This window comes from Pedobacter nutrimenti, assembly GCF_032678445.1.
Lineage (GTDB): Bacteria > Bacteroidota > Bacteroidia > Sphingobacteriales > Sphingobacteriaceae > Pedobacter > Pedobacter nutrimenti_A.
Genome location: NZ_JAVTSQ010000037.1, coordinates 1 through 1874, shown reverse-complemented (window position 1 = coordinate 1874; position 1874 = coordinate 1). Strand labels below are relative to the sequence as shown.

The following is a 1874-nucleotide window of genomic DNA, read 5'->3' as shown; positions in this document are numbered from 1 at the left end:
GGCGACACGAACAAACAGAGAGTTCGTGAGAACTCGAAGTTTGATGCTTTGCAAAAGATGGGAGAAGGCCTCCCGAGATCGACGTGCAGGCGTTGGTTTCAAACTACCTCTAAGTTGCTGTGATTAAGTAGTCATGGTGAGAAGCGTTAGAGGAAACGGCATCGGTAAGGTGTCATGTAAGTTGTAAGAAGACGAACGCAAGTGAACCTTCGATGAGGTGTCGAAAGGATGAGACGATGTCAAAACCGAGTACAATATCGACTTGGGATAAGCAAGAGAATAACCTGTTTATGCTCTTGCGGCATCCGGCATACAGAAGGCGTGATCTTACAAGCAGGCTTATGCAAGGAACGTGTGAAGCTGTCGTTGCGATGATAAAGGAAAATCTCAAGTAGGTGCACCTGCAAGAGAGAAAGTACAGATGCGCAGCACGGTGGCAGAACAACTCGTAGTACTGTTGAAACCACTGTAATGGAGGTGGAGGGAAGGGGTTGTATTATCCAGTTTATTTATCCACGAAAACTGTAGGGAACTACAGGAGGTACAAAGATGAAAGAAACGAAACCATTTACAATTGAAAAGAAACAGATTATGGACGCTTACTTAAAGGTTAAAGCAAACAAAGGCGCAGCAGGCGTAGATGCGGTAAGCATTCTGGAGTTCGAACAGGACTACAGGAAGCATTTATACCGTGTCTGGAACCAAATGAGCTCAGGGAGCTATATGCCACCAGCGGTAAAACTGGTAGAGATACCAAAGAAAGACGGCGGTGTAAGACCATTAGGAGTACCGACTGTTTCTGATCGGATTGCTCAGACAGTGGTGGCCACGCTGTTGGGAGAGAAACTGGATCCATTGTTTCATGAAGATTCCTACGGCTACAGGCCAGAGAAATCAGCTATTCAGGCATTAGAGAAGGCACGTAAAAGATGCTGGACATATGCATGGGTACTGGACTTAGACATTAAGTCATTCTTTGACAACCTGCCGCATGAGCTGCTAATGAAAGCAGTAAGAAAGCACATTGATTGCAAATGGGCGCTACTGTACATCGAAAGATGGCTGGTAGCACCATTGCAAAAGACAGATGGAACGATCGTGGCGAGAACCAAAGGGGTTCCACAGGGATCGGTAATAGGACCCATCTTATCAAACCTGTATTTGCATTATGTAATGGATACATGGCTGGCACGCAAGTTCCCGCAATGTCCGTTTGAACGTTTTGCAGACGACAGCATTGTACACTGCGTAAGTGAGCGGGAAGTAAAGGAAGTGAAAGAAGCATTGGAATTTCGGTTTAAGGAATGTGGATTGGAAATGCATGAGGAGAAGACAAAGATTGTTTACTGCAAAGACAGCAACAGAAGAGGTCATTACCACAATGTAAGCTTCGACTTTCTGGGATATACATTTATGCCAAGGGAAGCAGAGAATACAGTTCGTAAGGTTTCTTTTACCTGTTGGCTGCCAGCAGTAAGCGGCAAGTCAATGACTTCGATGCGCAAGAAAATCAAAGCGTGGAAAACGCTTAGAACATCAGGGTGCCAAATTGAGGATATAGCGAAAGAGATCAACCCTGTAGTTCGAGCGTGGATTAACTACTACGGTAAATTTTACATCACCAAATTAAAGAACTTTATGAGAGAAATTAATTTAAGGATTGTCAAATGGGCAAGAAGTAAATACTTAAAAGTCCGGCCAAGTGAAACCAAAGGACTAAAGTGGCTAAAAAGAATTAGCCAGAAGCAACCCGATTTATTCACCCACTGGACTGTTGGCGTGTTGCCAACGGTTGGATAATAGGAGCGGAATGATGCGAGAGTATCACGTTCCGTTCTGTGAGAACTTCAGGTTGAAACACCTGGATTTACTCG

Annotated in this window: 1 protein-coding gene; it reads left to right on the top strand. The window is 44.5% G+C overall.

The annotated features are described in order from the left end of the window. Positions 1 to 549 precede the first annotated feature (549 nt). The gene (gene ltrA / locus R2S08_RS28790; RefSeq protein WP_316838347.1) at positions 550 to 1800 is read left to right on the top strand and encodes a group II intron reverse transcriptase/maturase; all 1251 of its coding nucleotides are present in this window, start codon (positions 550 to 552) and stop codon (positions 1798 to 1800) included. Positions 1801 to 1874 lie beyond the last annotated feature (74 nt).